This window comes from Aggregatibacter kilianii, from assembly GCF_003130255.1.
Lineage (GTDB): Bacteria > Pseudomonadota > Gammaproteobacteria > Enterobacterales > Pasteurellaceae > Aggregatibacter > Aggregatibacter kilianii.
Genome location: NZ_NRCN01000001.1, coordinates 897,030 through 912,751 on the forward strand (window position 1 = coordinate 897,030; position 15,722 = coordinate 912,751).

Annotated in this window: 17 protein-coding genes and 1 pseudogene; 3 read left to right on the forward strand and 15 right to left on the reverse strand. The window is 42.6% G+C overall.

Annotation, left to right across the window (positions count from 1 at the left end):
• Nucleotide 1: 1 nt before the first annotated feature.
• The 14 genes and pseudogenes from ubiA to DK428_RS04140 form a co-directional block, all read right to left on the reverse strand.
• Nucleotides 2-871, reverse strand: a complete 870-nt coding sequence (ubiA, locus tag DK428_RS04080; RefSeq protein ID WP_204352455.1) for a 4-hydroxybenzoate octaprenyltransferase — start codon at nt 869-871, stop codon at nt 2-4.
• 67 nt (nt 872-938) lie between these two features.
• Nucleotides 939-1,256, reverse strand: a complete 318-nt coding sequence (locus tag DK428_RS04085) for a DUF4298 domain-containing protein (RefSeq protein WP_109064994.1) — start codon at nt 1,254-1,256, stop codon at nt 939-941.
• A gap of 76 nt (nt 1,257-1,332) precedes the next feature.
• Nucleotides 1,333-2,787 (reverse strand): decarboxylating NADP(+)-dependent phosphogluconate dehydrogenase, encoded by a 1,455-nt coding sequence (gene gnd / locus DK428_RS04090; protein WP_109064993.1) that lies wholly within the window; start codon nt 2,785-2,787, stop codon nt 1,333-1,335.
• A gap of 208 nt (nt 2,788-2,995) precedes the next feature.
• A pseudogene (locus DK428_RS11580) lies at nt 2,996-3,145 on the reverse strand (DUF1176 domain-containing protein); the annotation flags it as partial.
• A gap of 71 nt (nt 3,146-3,216) precedes the next feature.
• Nucleotides 3,217-4,272, reverse strand: coding sequence for a DUF1176 domain-containing protein (locus DK428_RS04095; RefSeq protein WP_109064992.1), 1,056 nt, complete (start codon nt 4,270-4,272; stop codon nt 3,217-3,219).
• A 315-nt stretch (nt 4,273-4,587) separates the two neighbouring features.
• Nucleotides 4,588-5,298, reverse strand: a complete 711-nt coding sequence (locus tag DK428_RS04100; protein ID WP_109083485.1) for an aspartate/glutamate racemase family protein — start codon at nt 5,296-5,298, stop codon at nt 4,588-4,590.
• A gap of 259 nt (nt 5,299-5,557) precedes the next feature.
• Complete coding sequence (locus tag DK428_RS04105; RefSeq protein ID WP_109064991.1) at nt 5,558-5,890, reverse strand: avidin-fold protein; 333 nt, start codon at nt 5,888-5,890, stop codon at nt 5,558-5,560.
• Nucleotides 5,891-5,922: 32 nt separating this feature from the next.
• Entirely contained in the window at nt 5,923-6,339 is a 417-nt protein-coding gene (locus DK428_RS04110; protein ID WP_239493796.1) for a hypothetical protein, read from the reverse strand.
• 26 nt (nt 6,340-6,365) lie between these two features.
• Entirely contained in the window at nt 6,366-6,758 is a 393-nt protein-coding gene (locus tag DK428_RS04115) for a GNAT family N-acetyltransferase (RefSeq protein WP_109064989.1), read from the reverse strand.
• 34 nt (nt 6,759-6,792) lie between these two features.
• On the reverse strand, nt 6,793-7,491 hold the full coding sequence (gene pgl, locus DK428_RS04120) for a 6-phosphogluconolactonase (protein WP_109064988.1): 699 nt from the start codon (nt 7,489-7,491) through the stop codon (nt 6,793-6,795).
• Nucleotides 7,492-7,578: 87 nt separating this feature from the next.
• Nucleotides 7,579-9,063, reverse strand: coding sequence for a glucose-6-phosphate dehydrogenase (gene zwf / locus DK428_RS04125; RefSeq protein ID WP_109064987.1), 1,485 nt, complete (start codon nt 9,061-9,063; stop codon nt 7,579-7,581).
• A gap of 71 nt (nt 9,064-9,134) precedes the next feature.
• On the reverse strand, nt 9,135-9,947 hold the full coding sequence (cysQ, locus tag DK428_RS04130) for a 3'(2'),5'-bisphosphate nucleotidase CysQ (RefSeq protein ID WP_109064986.1): 813 nt from the start codon (nt 9,945-9,947) through the stop codon (nt 9,135-9,137).
• A 26-nt stretch (nt 9,948-9,973) separates the two neighbouring features.
• The gene (locus DK428_RS04135) at nt 9,974-10,402 is read right to left on the reverse strand and encodes a hypothetical protein (RefSeq protein WP_109064985.1); all 429 of its coding nucleotides are present in this window, start codon (nt 10,400-10,402) and stop codon (nt 9,974-9,976) included.
• 61 nt (nt 10,403-10,463) lie between these two features.
• The gene (locus DK428_RS04140) at nt 10,464-12,470 is read right to left on the reverse strand and encodes an OPT family oligopeptide transporter (RefSeq protein ID WP_109090104.1); all 2,007 of its coding nucleotides are present in this window, start codon (nt 12,468-12,470) and stop codon (nt 10,464-10,466) included.
• Between the two features lie 356 nt (nt 12,471-12,826).
• Between DK428_RS04140 and DK428_RS04145 the strand changes: the two genes are divergently transcribed.
• Together DK428_RS04145 and DK428_RS04150 are read left to right on the forward strand one after the other, a co-directional pair.
• Nucleotides 12,827-13,453 (forward strand): YkgB family protein, encoded by a 627-nt coding sequence (locus tag DK428_RS04145; protein WP_109064983.1) that lies wholly within the window; start codon nt 12,827-12,829, stop codon nt 13,451-13,453.
• A gap of 76 nt (nt 13,454-13,529) precedes the next feature.
• On the forward strand, nt 13,530-14,411 hold the full coding sequence (locus DK428_RS04150; protein ID WP_109064982.1) for a cupin domain-containing protein: 882 nt from the start codon (nt 13,530-13,532) through the stop codon (nt 14,409-14,411).
• Between the two features lie 20 nt (nt 14,412-14,431).
• On the opposite strand, the gene nudE is transcribed toward DK428_RS04150, so the two are convergent.
• Nucleotides 14,432-14,983, reverse strand: a complete 552-nt coding sequence (gene nudE, locus DK428_RS04155; protein WP_109064981.1) for an ADP compounds hydrolase NudE — start codon at nt 14,981-14,983, stop codon at nt 14,432-14,434.
• Nucleotides 14,984-15,062: 79 nt separating this feature from the next.
• On the opposite strand from nudE, the gene yrfG reads away from it, so the two are divergent.
• Entirely contained in the window at nt 15,063-15,722 is a 660-nt protein-coding gene (yrfG, locus tag DK428_RS04160; protein WP_083016052.1) for a GMP/IMP nucleotidase, read from the forward strand.

Genomic DNA, 15,722 nt, shown 5'->3' on the forward strand with positions numbered 1-15,722 from the left:
GTTAGTGAATAAATAAACCGCAAAGTATGGCGATAAACACCATCATGCCGAAATAATTGTTATTCAAGAAAGCCTTGAAACAATCTTCCCGTTTGCGGTCTTTGATTAAGCGACATTGATATACGAAAAATAGGGTGGCCACGCCAAGCATAAGGAAATAGCTCACGTGGAAATAATTCAGATTGCCAAGCCAACAAAGCAGCCCCAAGGTAATAAGCTGTAGCAAGGTAATGATTTTATTATCATATTGGGCGAATAAAATGGCGGTAGATTTCACCCCAATGCGTAAATCATCATCGCGATCCACCATGGCATATTGCGTATCGTAAGCCACCGTCCACGCCAAATTGGCAATAAACAAAATCCAACATTCTAAGGGTAACTGCCCGATAGTCGCGCCATACGCCATGGGAATCGACCAACCGAATGCCATGCCCAAAAACAGCTGTGGCAAGTGGGTGTAGCGTTTCATGAAAGGGTAAATCAGCGTTAATAAGGCGCCGATGAAAGACAAGGCAATGGCATAAACATTTAGGAATAACACCAAAACCAACGAACAGGCAAGCAATACCATAAACAAGATTTTTGCTTCTTTCGGCGTTGCCCGAGCGGTCGCCAGAGGGCGGTTGAGTGTTCGCTTCACCTGTCCGTCAATATTTCGATCGGCGTAATCATTAATCACGCAACCCGCAGCGCGCATAAAAATCACACCGAGGATGAAAATCGTCAGAATCGAAAATGGAGGAATCCCCTTCACCGATAAGAACAACGCCCACAATGTCGGCCACAATAACAATAATGTGCCAATAGGGCGGTCTAAACGCATGAGTTGGATATAAGCAATCAGCTTTTCTTTAGAAAACATAAAAATTAGATAACAAAATCAATGTACTCATTTTACGGTAATTTCGTATTCAGAGTAACATTTTTTTAACAAGCTATTTGGTGTTGTCTAAAATCCGACTGATTAATTTCAGCCATTGCACCGCTAACTCCCGCTGCATAACGCTCGCATTAAACACCGGATCTTCGCCCAATACGCCGCAAGGCAAATCATGTGGAATTTCGCCTTGTTCATAAGCGGCATAATCCTCACGCCAGTCACCGTCAAAATAATAGCATTCCAAAGCTTCCATTTTCGGTAGAAACGTCTGCCATTTTTCCAAAAATGCTTCGGCTTCCGCTAAAAAATCATTGGCTTCGTTCAGAATGCCTTCCATTTCTGTGATTTGATCTAAACGGGCTTTCGATAACATTTGACCTCCAAAACGTTGAAAAAAATGACCGCACTTTCACTCAAAGTGCGGTCGATTTACAGCGTATTTTTACGAATTACACATCATACGTGGTGGATGCGGTATTACCGCCGCGCCCTGTCCAGTTGGTGTGGAAGAATTCGCCGCGTGGTTTGTCGGTGCGTTCGTAAGTATGCGCGCCAAAGTAGTCACGTTGCGCTTGCAACAGATTTGCCGGCAAGCGGGCTGAGGTGTAACCGTCTAAGAAGGTAATCGCAGATGCCATACATGGCATTGGAATGCCTACTTCGATGGATTTTGCCACCACTTTGCGCCATTCGCCCATGGCGTTTTCTAAAATGCCTTTGAAGTAGCTGTCGGAACCTAAGAAGATTAAATCCGGGTTCGCTTCATACGCATCGCGAATGTTGCCTAAGAAACGGCTGCGAATAATACAGCCTTCGCGCCATAATAAGGCGGTGTTGCCGTAGTTGATGTTCCAGTTGAAGTTTTCAGACGCTTCACGAATCAACATAAAGCCTTGTGCGTAAGAAATGATTTTTGACGCCAATAACGCTTTGCGTACCGCTTCAATCCATACATTTTTATCGCCTTCCACTTTGCCAATGGTTTTACCGAATAATTGGCTTGCGGCAAGGCGTTGATCTTTAAAAGCAGACACGCAGCGGGCGAACACGGACTCGGTGATTAAGGTCAACGGAATACCGAAATCAAGAGCATTGATCCCCGTCCATTTACCAGTGCCTTTTTGCCCTGCGGTGTCTAAAATTTTATCCACTAAGCGGTTACCGTCTTCATCTTTATAGCCAAGAATATCGGCGGTAATGTCGATTAAGTAGCTGTCTAATTCGGTGTTGCGCCATGCGTTGAAAGTCGCTTCCAACTCATCATCAGACAAGCCCACGCCTTCTTTTAAGAATTGGTAGGCTTCGCAAATTAATTGCATGTCGCCGTATTCGATGCCGTTATGCACCATTTTTACGAAATGGCCTGCGCCATCTTTGCCCACCCAATCACAGCACGCTTCGCCTTTGTCGGTTTTAGCGGAAATCGCTTGCAATACCGGTTTTACGAATGGCCATGCTTCTTCGTTACCGCCCGGCATAATGGATGGCCCGTGGCGCGCGCCCTCTTCACCACCGGAAACGCCCGTGCCGATAAAGCGAATGCCTTTTTCACGCAACGCCGCCACACGACGGTTGGTGTCCGGATAGTTTGAGTTACCGCCATCAATAATGATGTCGCCTTCTTCTAAGTGCGGTAGCAATGCATCAATAAATTGATCCACCACCTCACCCGCGCGCACCATTAACATCACTTTGCGCGGTTTTTCTAATTTGCTCGCTAAATCTTCCAAAGAATAAGCACCGATAATGTTCGTGCCTTTTGCCGCACCTTGTAAAAATTCATCCACTTTGGATGTGGTACGGTTATACGCCACCACTTTAAACCCGTGGTCGTTCATATTTAAAATGAGGTTCTGCCCCATCACGGCTAAGCCGATAACACCGATGTCGCCTTTTACTGACATTGTTTTCTCCTGTTGTAGGGTACAAGTTGTTGTACCGATTTAAATACTTTGGTGCAATAAGTTGCACCACATGACCACACGCAAAAAGTGCGGTTGTTTTTTCAATTGTTTTTTATTGATGCTGGCGCGCGTCTCCCGACGCGTGCCTTACAAATTTAGCAAGTTATCAGCACGCGTCGGGAGACGCGCGCTATCTAAGGGAAACCAGATCTGAACCATTTTGATAACCTGCCATATTGCAAGTGCCGGTATTATCGCAAATCAAATCCCAGTCTTGATAAGTCTTTTCAAACCCTTTTAACGATGGCGCAGCCATTGCAGTAAGTGGTAGTAATGCGAGAAGAAGCGCTTTTTTCATGTTATCAATTCCTAAAAGAAGATTTGCAAAAAATAGAAGAAATCTGCCCGCTTACAAGTGGGCAGTAATTTTTATTTAACGTTAAGCTCGCTCACAAAAATCGGTAATCCGCCCCAAGCTCCACCCGTAAATCCTTTGCAAGAGCCAGATGTATGTTCTTCAGTACGGATAAAGATTTTGCCATTCCAAACAGCTTCTTGCCCAGACCAACAATCTCCAAGACCACGCGCTTTAAATGATCCTTTTACCTTTAAAATGTGGGTGTTTTTATCATAATCAGCATAGTTATACTTATTTGCCAGCACTTGTTCAACTTTGCTTAATTTTTCGTCTAATACGGCATAGTAATCAGTGTATTGATACGAGCCACCTATGCAAACGGTTTCAGCTAGCACTTTACCTTTCGTTAGTGGGTAAAGTGTAATTTGTTTATTCGATATATTATCTTCATGAAGGTCATAACAGTAATTTTCTGAGTTTTCATTCGTCTTATTACTTTTACGCAATAACGCTAATACAGAATCAAACTGTTTTTCCCCGTGCTTTAACTCTGTTATTTGGCGATTGTTTACACTGACAACATCAATTTTTGGTGCGGCCTGTGGCGCTAATACCGCATGTTTTTCTTTGCCTTGGCGAATGAGTGCGGAAGGCGTATTTAAACGTTGTTGAAATTCATCCATTTTGAGCATCGCGGCAGCTGCACCTTTATCAGATACTTTTTCCTTAAACCCACCAAACACCACTTCAATACTTGCGTTTCCTTTTAACGCCGTGAGTAATTCTGTTGTTTGTTTTTCACTTAATTTTGCGTTCCCATCTTCTGAGATATTTGGAACAATACCGAGTGATTGACCATTTAAGATAATTTCAGCCGTTTTATTACCAACATCTTCACGTAATAATGCCAACTGTGCGGTCACAGGTGCTTGCTCACCCGCACTTCGGGTAAATAAAATCGAAACAGGATGTTCAGAACCATCGCCCTCTTGATAACCCGCCATATTGCAAGTGCCGGTATTATCACAAATTAAATCCCAGTCTTGATAAGTCTTTTCAAACCCTTTTAACGATGGCGCAGCCATTGCAGTGAGTGGTAATAGTGAGAGAAGAATAATTTTTTTCATGTTATAAATGCCCAAAAGAAAATTTGTAAAAAATTCGTCAAATCTAACCGCCCTATGATAGCGCACGTTTCCCAACGTGTGCCTTTACCTACAAGCACACTCTATGACGCGTGCGCTATCAGTGAGCTGCTATCAAACCGATTACTTTTGGTTAATAAAATAATGTAATTTAATATTTTTTCTGTTTGCGGCTTTTTCTAAATCGGCTTTATCGCTTTCACTGCCGCCCTCATGATGGCGCGCGTCTCCTGACGCGTGCCTTACAAATTTAATAAGTTATCAGCACGCGTCAGGAGACGCGCGCTATCAAAGTGGTCATTTTTCTAAATGTTTTTTTATACCTAAAACAAAATCAGCAGCCATTTGAGAATGCAATTTAGCCGTGTCGAAAAATGGCAATGGCGAATCGCTTTGATTAACCAACAATCCGATTTCCGTACACCCTAAAATTACGCCTTCTGCCCCCTGATTTTTCAATTCATCAATGATTTTTAAATAAAATGCTTTTGATGTCGGTAAAAATTTACCCACACAAAGCTCATCAAAAATAATTCGATGGATTTCGTTTTGAGTTTCATCAATTGGCACAATTGGCATAATGCCTCTCTGCTGTAAACCATCACGATAAAAATTATCGCTCATAGTAAATTTTGTACCCAGCAAAGCCACTTTATTTAAACCTCGCGATTTAATAGCATCTGCTGTAGCATCTAAAATATGTAAAAACGGAATAGAAAGCACCCACTCAATTTGAGGTGCTACTTTGTGCATGGTATTAGTTGCAAGCACAATACCTTCTGCACCAATCATCTCTAATTTTTTTCCTGCTTCAGCGAGAATCTCTCCGGCTCGTTGCCATTCACTTTGTTTCTGGCATTGCACAATTTCTTCAAATTCTACACTCACCATGACAATAGGCGCAGAAATATTCCCGCCTTTTTTCTGATTCACTAAACGATTGATCTCAGTGTAATAAGTTGCCGTACTTTCCGGGCTCATTCCACCGATAATACCTAATATTTTCATATCACCTTCCTATGATGGCGCACGTTTCCCAACGTGTGCCTTTATCTACAAGCACAGGCTATGAAGCGCACACTATCAGAAATCTATCTTCTTGCTACGCAAAAGTGCGGTCATTTTTTCAATTATTTTTTATTTACGCTGGCGCGCGTCTCCCGACGCGTGCCTTACAAATTTAGTAAGTTATCAGCACGCGTCAGGAGACGCGCGCTATCTAAGGGTATAAGAAGCTTGTTTCAGATATCCTATAGCAAAACTTCTTTTAAATTTCTCTAATTAAAGAGCTACCTTGCTCTAACGTATCTAGCGACTGCCATTTTTCATGACCGATGAGTTTACTTTCTTCTAAAGAAAATGTTGTATAGCAACGCCCCAAACGATTTTCTAGAGATTGATTTAAATGTTGATACGTAAATTCAATTTGAGTATCGTCAACCCATTTCCCAATTAAAAAGCCTTTTAAAATTTCACCGCCACCATATTCGGCCCAAATCATTTTACCTTGTTGATGGTAATGAAATTCTGTTTGGCTACTCACCTCACCATTTACGGTGTTTTCAACAGCAACAAATTTTTTATTATCTAAATTCAACATTAAAGTCACTCTGCATCTAATTCATCTGTATCTTATTTTTGGATAATGTAATGCATTTCTACATTTTTCGCTTTTGCGGCTTTTTCTAGATCTGCTTTATCACTTTGACTATCTCCAACAAGGTATAAAGATACATCTTTGCCGACCTTTTCTGCATTATTTAGTCCATACATAGCAACTGCTTTATTCACAGATTGACTGTTCCCTGCAATTCCGATGTGTAAATTATCTGTAGCTAAAAGAGATACGAGTCGTTTTCCTGAAGTACCACCTGCGGTTCTAATCGTTGCTACAAGCATTCCATTTGAAACTGGGTTTCCTGCTTCTGGAACTTGAAGCATTACTGAGCGATTATCTTTTGGCATTTGTGCCGCTAACTGATCTAAAGATGGACCAGATGAACAAGCAAATAACAAAGTTGAAGTAAGTAGTACAAACAATTTTTTCATTTTTGTCTCCATACCATTCTAATAAATTAACTCTTCGTCCATGCACTCATGTGCTGTGTAAACCCAATATGCGGATAGTAATCCACCGCTTGCGGAGCGGATAAAAGTACAATTTTGGCTTGTGGATGTAACGCCTGTTTGGTGTGTTCAATTAACTGCACGCCGATACCTTGTTTTTGATATTGCTCGTCCACCGCCAAATCAGACAAATAACAACAATAAGCAAAATCCGTTACCGAACGAGCGACACCCACTAATCGCTCACCATCCCAAGCTGTCACCAATAAATCGGCATGATGTAACATCGCCGCCACACGTCTTTCATCTTCTAATGGACGACGCGTGCCTAACGAGGTTTTATTGAGTAGTTCAATAAATTGTTCTACTGAAATGGGAAAGTTGGTTTTGTATTCGATCATATTGTGAAACCCGCTATGTTTGATATACCATCCTTTATAGCAATTTTGCCGCCGCTTTATCCAAATACCATTCCGTCACGCCATTTTTTGCTTTAATTTTTGCAGCGGGATAAGGCAAGTTTTCTGCTGGCGTGGATTGAATTTCTTTCAAAATGTCCGCTTTGCCTTCGCCTGTCACCAAATAGGTAATGCGTTTGGCTTGTTCAATCAGTTTGGCTGTTTTAGAAATACGAATTTGACCACTTTCAGGGTGTTTTGCAATGACCGCAAGGTTTTCATCATCAAAATTAGTTTGATGTGGGAAGAGAGAGGCGGTATGACCATCTGTTCCCATGCCTAAAATGATCCAATCAAAAATACTGTTTGGAATGACCGCACTTAATTCTTCTTCGAAGCGTTTTAGTTCAAAGTGCGGTTCATTTTCGCCACGAATTCTGTGGATGTTTTCCGTTGGAATTTGAATGTGATCGAACAAGAGTTTTTGCACTTCGCCGTAATTACTTTCAGGGTCTGTCGGGCTCACCATGCGATCATCGCCCCACCAGAAATGGAGGTTTTTCCAGTTAATGGCGTCCGCGTAAGGGGCTTGCGCCAAGGTTTTAAACAATAATTTCGGCGTGGAACCGCCGGACAGGGAAATGTGTACGGGGTGGTTTACGTGGCTATAAATCACAAATTCTTGGGCGATTTTTTCCACCGCACTTTGCGCGGTGGGGAAGGTGATGTAGTTCATGTTTTCTCTTCCTAAAATGATGGTGAGCGTTTTCTCACGCGAGCCTTATTCACTAACGCACGCGATAACGCGTGCGCCATCAAATGATTACACTTTTTTCTTCATCGCACCCGACGGTTTGCGCCAGACACGGCCTGCTTTGGCAATCAGTTTATCCGCCTCTGTCGGCCCCCAAGTGCCTGCTTCATATTCATACACTCTGCCGCGTTCGGCCTTGTAATCCAAAATAGGTTGTACAAATTTCCAGCAGGCATGAACCGCATCGGTACGGGCGAACAAGGTCGCGTCGCCTTTCATTGCATCCAATAACAAACGCTCATAGGCGGTTAACAGGCTCGGGGAGGCTAAATCCGCATAACGGAAATCCATCGAAACTTCCTTGGATTCAAATCCGGCACCCGGTTTTTTCAAGCCGAAACGCATAGAAATGCCTTCATCCGGTTGAATACGGATGATCAGTTTATTCTCCGGCGCGCTTTTACTGAACACAGGGTGCGGCGTGGTTTTAAAATGAATCACCACTTCTGTAACCCGCACCGGCAAGCGTTTTCCGGTACGCACATAAAATGGCACGCCCGCCCAGCGCCAGTTGTCAATCTCACAGCGTAATGCCATATAAGTTTCCGTATTGGAATCTTCAGGCACACCTTTTTCCTGTAAATAACCCGCTACTGTTTCGCCGTTGATTTCAGCTTTAACATATTGACCCAATACGAGATTATTTTTTAAATCTTCCTGAGTTAACGGGTGCAAACAGTGCAATACTTTCGCCACTTCGTCACGCATGGAATTGGCATTGATAATTGCCGGCGGTTCCATGGCCACCATTGCCAATACTTGTAATAAGTGATTTTGGAACATATCACGCATCGCGCCGGAACCATCGTAATAACCGCCGCGATCTTCTACACCGATAGATTCCGCACCGGTAATTTCCACATATTCAATGTAGTTACGATTCCACAACGGCTCAAATAGTCCGTTAGAGAAGCGCAAGACCAACAAATTTTGCACGGTTTCTTTGCCGAGATAATGGTCTATACGGTAAATTTGATGTTCTTCAAAGAAACGGTGAATTTGAATATCCAAGGCATGCGCGGTTTTTAAATCATAACCGAAAGGTTTTTCTACGATAATCCGCTTCCAACCGTATTCTTCGGTGTTCAAACCGTGTGTGGCGAGGCATTCGGGAATCACACCATACAAACTCGGCGGCGTGGACATATAGTATAAGGTGTTGCCGCAGGTTTGATATTTGTCATGCAACTCATCAATACGCGGCACTAATTTGCCATAATCCTGCGCATCAGAAGTGTTAATCGGTTGATAATAAAGATGAGAACAAAATTTCTCCAGCATATCGCCGTTGGCTTTTTCATGTTTAATGAGTGCCTGACGCATCTTTTCACGAAATGTTTCATCATTTAACTCGCTACGAGCCACGCCTAATACAGAGAAATTCTCCGTTAAACGTCCGATTTTATACAGGTTATACAGCGCCGGAATCAGTTTGCGGTGAGTCAAATCACCGGAGGCCCCAAAAATTACAATACAATTATTTTCTGCTTTCATTTGTTAAACCACATTTGTTTTAATAATTCGTGTTTATGATAGATAAGATGATGTTTTATTTCCAATCGCTCTTATGAATCGGAGCGAAAGATTTTTTCCCACGCAAAATCCTGCGTCGCCGCCATAATAAAATTCGGATTCACAAAAGATTCGCGTTGGTTATAGGTTAAGGCTTGATAATTCAAATCGAAAACCACGCCGCCCATTTCCGACAATAAAATTTCTGCCGCCGCGGTGTCCCATTCGCCGGTTAAACCGAGACGAATGTAGCAATCACATTGCCCATCGGCCACCATGGTGCTTTTCAGTCCACTGGAGCCGAAAATATGAAATTCATAGTCAAAATTCTTGTTCAAAATCGACCGCACTTTTTCCGCTGCGGAGGAAGAGCCTACGGCAATGCGTAAGGCACGATTCGGTTCGATGTCGCGAAATGTCAGTTTAATGTGCTGTTTCGCCGTTTTTTTATACGCACCAAAACCTTGCATAGCGTAGTATGTGCACTCCAATATTGGCGCATAAATAACGCCTAGCACCGGTTGGCCGTTCTTTACTAAGCTAATTAAGACAGAGAATTGATCGGTATGATTAATAAATTGCTGCGTGCCATCAAGGGGATCAATAAGCCAATAATATTGCCACCGACTGCGTTCTTCTAGCGGAATTTGACAATTTTCTTCAGACAAAATAGGAATATCGGGCGTAAGTGCGGTCAGTTTTTCCGTTAAAAACTGACTAACAAACATATCCGCTTCTGTCACCGGGGTGTTATCTTCTTTCAGATGAACGGCAACGGAATCTTGATAAAAGCGACGTAAATGCTCCCCTGCCTGTTGTGCGATATCTACTACATCCTGCAATAAATGAGTTGTGAGTATAGGCATAGCATCCCCTCCTTGTATTTGCTGAATTATCTCTCCTTCGGTAACAACAAGGGTAATGTCAGTACGGAATATAACGCCATACCGCAACTGAATAGTAGCGCAACATCCAAAGCACCGCTACGCAACCAAATACCGAAAGTCATTGTTTTTTCAAACAACGTCATATAAACAAAACCTGCTACATTGCTATAACAAAACGCGATAATCGCCGAAATCAGAACAATGGCAAATACATTGTAACGAATATAACGATATGCTTTTGCCCACAATGCAATCAGAAATGCCGGAATGGTAGCGACAAAAAAAGTGACATACATATGGAATAGCACCAAATCCACAACACCAAACATCTCGTCAGTATTGTCGCTAATACAAACCGCAATGATGGTTCCCAGAATTTGCATGATTAAAGGAAATATAATTAATGCTTTTAGATAAGGGTAATTAGACTGCATAATTTTCCAAAGTAAAAAATAGGCTATCAAAAGATAGCCTATTTTAGATGAAATTACGAGATTAAGCAGATTTTTTTGCTCTCAACACGCGAGAGGTGAAAATCAGTACGCCAACAATGAAGACGACCAAACCAAGCACTTCACCAATCGTGCCCCAGTTTTCCAAATTCAAGGCTAACGGTGCTTCAGAACCGCCTGAGGTAACAGAGGCGGCGATAATAAAGGCTAAAATAACCCCCATTAAGCTCTCACCGACAATTAACCCCGCGGAGAATAGTGTTCCGAAGCGTTCTGCCCGTTTGCTAACGCCATGATCTCCGGTGCGGGCGGCGTATTTGGCAATATGGCGATTAACCAACCAAGCCAAGAATGCCCCGGTCACTACCGGCATATTAATGGACGGCGGTAAGTAGATACCAATCCCTACGGCAAGCACCGGTAAAGCGAAACTTTTGTTACTCACTTTTTTCAAGAAGCTGTCGATGATAATTAACACGGCCCCCAAACCTACGCCGGTTAAGATGTAAGTCCATTCCAATTTATTGGAGAAAATCCCTTGTGAAATAGTGGTCATCAACGTCGCTTGCGGTGCGGACAACGCTTGTGACGGATCCATATCCGGGCGCGGTAACGCACCGGTGAAGCCGTATGCGTGGTAAAGGATTTCCAATACCGGCGCAATCACTAACGCCCCCACGAAACAACCGATAATCAATGCAACCTGTTGACGCCAAGGAGTAGCTTCCACCAATAAACCGGTTTTTAAGTCTTGCAGGTTATCGTTAGAAATCGTTGCCGTAGTTAACACGATAGATGCGGTAAACAAGGTAAGTGCGGTCAAAAATTTCTGTCCATCGGCGGTTTCAAATAACCCGGAAGCATTCCCGATAGAAACCAACACCAAGGAAATTACGATGACGGAAATAATCCCGATTCCGGAAATCGGACTGGAGGAAGAACCTACAAGTCCCGCCATATAACCGGAAGCTGCCGCCACGAAGAAACCGATAAACACCGCTAAGAAAGTACAAACCACGACCAACAATAACGCCAATTCAGGAGAAACCGGAGCAGCGGCAATAAAGTGATGTAACGAAATGACGATTAACGCCACGGTGGCAATTAAAATGTAAATCATGGTTTTTGGTGAAAGGTCAATATCAATACGATGTTCCGAAGCCTCTTGTGTACCTTTCAACATACGGAAGGAATGCACCATGCCTTGTACCATTGGTTTCATCAAAATCAATAAGGTCCAAATTGCTGCAATCCCGATCGTTCCTACGCCGATAAAACGCACTTTCGTTTTCCACATACTCATGGCATAGCTGACGATAGTCGCATCGGTCGGTATATCACCGGACATGGTAAAGAACGGCACAGCTAAGCCCCAAGCGAAAAAGGTACCCAACAACATCGCAATACCGCCCACGATACCGATTAAGTAACCGGCACCTAATAATGCTAAAGAAAAGCCCATCGGAATTTGGAAGACCGCTTTGCCGCCGATGCCGGTAAACCACGCGCTAGCGCCATCTGCCATAACGCGTAAACCATTAGTTAAGAAAGCCACCGAACCGGCCAATACGCCACCATAAGCAATATCTTTGACGCCACTGTCGCCATCGGTATGATTACCGGCTTTTAAAATTTCCGCAGCTGCAACGCCCTCCGGATAAGGCAAATCGCTGTTTACCACCATTGCTCGACGCAACGGAATGGTAAATAACACGCCCAACGTACCGCCCGCGGCACAAATCAACATGGTTTGCCAGAATGGGAAATCTTGCCAATAGCCCATCATCAATAAACCCGGTAAGACAAAAATCACTGAAGATAGCGTCCCCGCAGAAGAAGCCTGCGTTTGCACCATGTTATTTTCAAGAATATTGGAACCATGGAAAAATTTGAGAATCGCCATTGAAATCACAGCGGCAGGAATGGAAGACGCAAAGGTCATACCGACTTTTAGACCTAAATAAACGTTAGATGCGGTAAACAACACCGTAATCAACGCCCCGAGCAACATCCCCCGAAAGGTCAATTCTTTTAAGTTTGTGGATTGCATAACATTACCTATATTTTCATTAAAACTGCGCTACCATGGCAAAAAATCGCTGAATAATCAAGATTCATTCGGTTTATTTTGCTTAAATTGGATTTTATTTAAATATCAATCGTATTTTTAAACCGTTTACAATGCTAATCCGCTTTATTACAGACTATTGAATAGCAAAGCTATCTTCCTAACGTCGTTATAATCTCAAATTTATCTGATTTAGTCTCAATCATAAAAAATAGCGAATCCTATCAAATTATTTATTTTTAATATCCGATATAGTTCGCCGACCTATCCATTTAGGTAAATAACCACTCAAGGTTTTGTATCATCTGCTTAATTATGAAGTTCTATGAGGCTAAGAAATGAACGCATTAGTTGAATTACTCGCAAAAATTGTTGCCCCAATGCAACGCCAATTTATTAACTTTATACGCATCGCCATTTGTATCGTTATGGTATGGATTGGCGGGTTAAAAGTCTGTCAATATGAAGCAGACGGTATTGCTCATTTTGTTTCGAATAATCCATTTTTAAGTTTCCTCTATAAAAACGGACCGAATTTAGTACAAAATGATAAAGGCGAATTAGTAAAAGAATATACCCTTTATAAAAATCCCGAAGGTAAAATGGTGGCGAAAAATATTGAGTGGCATAAAGCTAACGGCACCTATACTGCATCTTATATTATCGGCGCTATGATTGTGACCATCGGGTTATTAACATTGGCAGGGATCTGGTCTCCAACCTTAGGGCTATTCGGCGGTTTGCTAACGTTCGGTATGTCCATCGTGACCTTGTCGTTCCTCATTTTCACGCCGGAAACTTGGGTGCCTAATTTAGGCGGCGATTTGCCTACACCAAATTACGGCTTTCCATATTTATCCGCTGCGGGACGGCTGATTATTAAAGATATTATTATGATGGCGGGGGGATTAGTTGCCGCTGCCGAATGTGCGAATCGCTACTTAAAATATAAAACATCCGTCTAATTAAAAAGCCTATATGAAGCTTATCACTCTGTGATAGGCTTCTTAGCTTGTTATTTTAATCAGGAGAAAATAGAACATGGATTATTTAGATCAGCTTGTCCGACAGTCAGGTATTGAGGGAAAAATCAATATCCTCTGTCGTTTTCAAGGTGACTGGCTAATCCATCATAAACAGGAACCGAATTTAATCGGCAGATTTCATATTGTGTCACAAGGTACATGTCAAATTCGGCTGAAAGATCAAACCTACCATCTCAAACCGGGCGATGTCGTCTTCCTGCCCTACGGAGAAGAACATATTATTTATCATGGTGCCGACACAGAAACACAAATTACAGAAACCACACAAGGTGTTTTCACATTGCATCGCAATAGTTCAAACGAATCCGGTGATTTTGAAATGTTTTGCGGTTATTTCCGTTATTTAAACGTTGCGCAAAGTTTACTGTTTAATTTACCGCACTGGCATCTTGCCGGAAATAACGACTCCATCATGGCCTTACTGAAGTTATTGCGCAAAGAAACAGAAGATAACCTCGGCAATGAAGTTGTCGTCGATGCTTTATGCAACATTCTTTTCACTTATTTGATCAGAGATTACCTTCAACACCATCAGGTTAATCAAGGCATTCTCGGCGCATTACAGGACAAGCGCTTAAAAAATGCCGTGAACGCCATCATAGCCAATCCTGAAGAAAGCTGGAGCATGGAAGTCTTAGCAGAAAGTTGCGCCATGTCCCGCGCCAATTTTATTCGTGCGTTTAAACAAAAAACCGGGATTTTGCCCGGTAAATTTCTGACTATAATGCGAATGAACATGGCAGGAATGTTGCTAAAAAACACGAAAAAACCGATTAGCGTGATTGCCTCGGAGGTAGGCTACCAATCAGACACCCACTTTACCAAAGTCTTCAAATCGTATTACGGCATTTCCCCAGGGAAATACCGATTAATATAACCACCGATTTATTTGTTAACTCACGCTTTTCGTTGCAAATAATCTCTGAGGCAATAAAGTGCGGTCAGATTTCTCGCTTCATTAAACGTGGAGTCGGCAATTAATTCGTCTATTTTCGCTACAGGGAAACGCACTAATTGCAAGGGTTCCGGCTCATCACCCTCCAATTTGCTCGGATAAAAATCCGTGGCAAGTAAAATATGCATCGGGTTATTCATAAAACTGACAGACGTATTAATAGTACGTAAATGCACCCATTTTCTTGCGCCCAACCCAATTTCTTCCTGCAATTCCCGATTGGCGCTTTGCTCCGGCGTTTCGCCCGCATCCATTCTCCCTTTTACAAAACCCAGTTCATAATTTTCCGTCCCTACGGCATATTCACGTACCAGCAATAAATCGTCACCATCAATGGCAACCACCATCACTGCCGCGTACTTACCGGGACGAAATCGTTCATAAGTACGACACTCGCCATTGGCGAATTTTAAATCTACCGATTGAATCTCAAAAATAGTTGATTTTGCTATGGTTTTTATATTTAAAAGCTGCGGTTTTATTAAGTCGCTCATACTACATTCCTGATTTTACAAACGTCTAAAATGGCGATACCATACCCCACTATTTGCACAAAGAAAAGGAACGGCACGAATGAATCGAAAAAAATTAAATTGGCAGGCAATTGATACCGTAATTTTGGACTTAGACGGTACGCTAATTGATCTTTATTTCGACCATCGTTTTTGGAAAAACGTGGTGCCACAGGCCTATGCACAAAAATTTAATCTCTCGGTGGAACAAAGTCGCGAACTAATTCACCATCGTTATCAACAAGTGGAATTCAGCATGCAATGGTATTGCATTGATTTTTGGGAAGAAAGCCTGAATTTACCCTTGCGGGAATTGATGCAACAACAGCGTGAATACATCAAAGTGCGGTCGGATGTTTATCCGTTTTTACAAGCCGCCCGCGAGCGCCGCAAAAAATTAATTCTGCTGACCGACAGTCACCCGTTCAGTTTAGAAGAAAAATTAAAACACTGCGATTTAGCACCACACTTTGACTTGTTGCTTTCCAGCCATCAGTTTAACGCGCCGAAAGTGGAGCAATCCCTGTGGCACAGCTTGCAACAATTCTCGCCGTTTGATCCGCAACGCACCTTATTTATTGACGATACGGAACCCGTGTTGGACAGCGCCAAACAATTCGGCATCGCTTATACCATCGGCGTAGAAAACCCCGACAGCACATTATCAGATAAAACCTTCGCCCGTCATTTCTCGGTAAAAAACTACCGCACTTTGATTTAA

Bases quoted from the DNA above. Each gene is read 5' to 3' on its own strand.
- DK428_RS04085 (WP_109064994.1), bottom strand. From the start codon at position 1,256: ATGTTATCGAAAGCCCGTTTAGATCAAATCACAGAAATGGAAGGCATT.
- gnd (WP_109064993.1), bottom strand. From the start codon at position 2,787: ATGTCAGTAAAAGGCGACATCGGTGTTATCGGCTTAGCCGTGATGGGG.
- DK428_RS04095 (WP_109064992.1), bottom strand. From the start codon at position 4,272: ATGAAAAAAATTATTCTTCTCTCACTATTACCACTCACTGCAATGGCT.
- DK428_RS04100 (WP_109083485.1), bottom strand. From the start codon at position 5,298: ATGAAAATATTAGGTATTATCGGTGGAATGAGCCCGGAAAGTACGGCA.
- DK428_RS04105 (WP_109064991.1), bottom strand. From the start codon at position 5,890: ATGTTGAATTTAGATAATAAAAAATTTGTTGCTGTTGAAAACACCGTA.
- DK428_RS04110 (WP_239493796.1), bottom strand. From the start codon at position 6,339: ATGAAAAAATTGTTTGTACTACTTACTTCAACTTTGTTATTTGCTTGT.
- DK428_RS04115 (WP_109064989.1), bottom strand. From the start codon at position 6,758: ATGATCGAATACAAAACCAACTTTCCCATTTCAGTAGAACAATTTATT.
- pgl (WP_109064988.1), bottom strand. From the start codon at position 7,491: ATGAACTACATCACCTTCCCCACCGCGCAAAGTGCGGTGGAAAAAATC.
- zwf (WP_109064987.1), bottom strand. From the start codon at position 9,063: ATGAAAGCAGAAAATAATTGTATTGTAATTTTTGGGGCCTCCGGTGAT.
- cysQ (WP_109064986.1), bottom strand. From the start codon at position 9,947: ATGCCTATACTCACAACTCATTTATTGCAGGATGTAGTAGATATCGCA.
- DK428_RS04135 (WP_109064985.1), bottom strand. From the start codon at position 10,402: ATGCAGTCTAATTACCCTTATCTAAAAGCATTAATTATATTTCCTTTA.
- DK428_RS04140 (WP_109090104.1), bottom strand. From the start codon at position 12,470: ATGCAATCCACAAACTTAAAAGAATTGACCTTTCGGGGGATGTTGCTC.
- DK428_RS04145 (WP_109064983.1), top strand. From the start codon at position 12,827: ATGAACGCATTAGTTGAATTACTCGCAAAAATTGTTGCCCCAATGCAA.
- DK428_RS04150 (WP_109064982.1), top strand. From the start codon at position 13,530: ATGGATTATTTAGATCAGCTTGTCCGACAGTCAGGTATTGAGGGAAAA.
- nudE (WP_109064981.1), bottom strand. From the start codon at position 14,983: ATGAGCGACTTAATAAAACCGCAGCTTTTAAATATAAAAACCATAGCA.
- yrfG (WP_083016052.1), top strand. From the start codon at position 15,063: ATGAATCGAAAAAAATTAAATTGGCAGGCAATTGATACCGTAATTTTG.